The sequence below is a fragment of the Kribbia dieselivorans NBRC 106261 genome (assembly GCF_001552435.1).
Taxonomy (GTDB): domain Bacteria; phylum Actinomycetota; class Actinomycetes; order Actinomycetales; family Dermatophilaceae; genus Kribbia; species Kribbia dieselivorans.
Genome location: NZ_BCRE01000142.1, coordinates 1 through 575, shown reverse-complemented (window position 1 = coordinate 575; position 575 = coordinate 1). Strand labels below are relative to the sequence as shown.

1 protein-coding gene is annotated in these 575 nt (G+C 72.3%); it reads left to right on the top strand.

Annotated features, from left to right (window positions below):
• On the top strand, nt 1-573 hold a 573-nt coding region (locus tag KD1_RS11715; RefSeq protein WP_157073319.1), incomplete at its 5' end, for a glycosyltransferase family protein.
• Nucleotides 574-575 lie beyond the last annotated feature (2 nt).

Genomic DNA, 575 nt, shown 5'->3' with positions numbered 1-575 from the left:
CGCATCGACCCGGGCGCGTGGCGGGTGCGCGGCGACCGCCCGGTGGCCGATCGACCGGTCATCGGCCGGTACTCACGGGACAACTGGATCAAGTTCCCCGCCACGGGCGAGGACCTCCTGGCCGCGTACGCGCTGGACCCGGACCGCTACGACGTGAGGTTCATGGGCGCCAAGTCGACGTGCCGAGCGCTGCTGGCCGCCATGGACCCGCCCCGCACCCGCATGCCGAAGAACTGGTCGTTCCGCCGGCAGGGGCAGACCCCCGTCCGAGAGTTCCTCGCCGGGCTCGACGTCGTCGTCTACCTGGACAACCGTCAGGCCCATGAGGCGTTCGGGCGCGTCCTGCTCGAGTCCGCCGCGGCGGGGGTGCCGGTCATCGCCGATCCGAAACATCGGGACACGTTCGGCGAGGCGCTGCTCTACGCCGATCCGGCGGAGGTGCCGGCGTTGGTCGACAAGCTCTGCACCGATCCGGCGTTCTGGGCGCACCAGGTGGCGGCGGCCGCGCGCGTGGTCGAGGAGCGGTTCAGTCGGGCGGGGTTCGTCCGCGCGCTGCGGCCCTACCTGGGGTGATG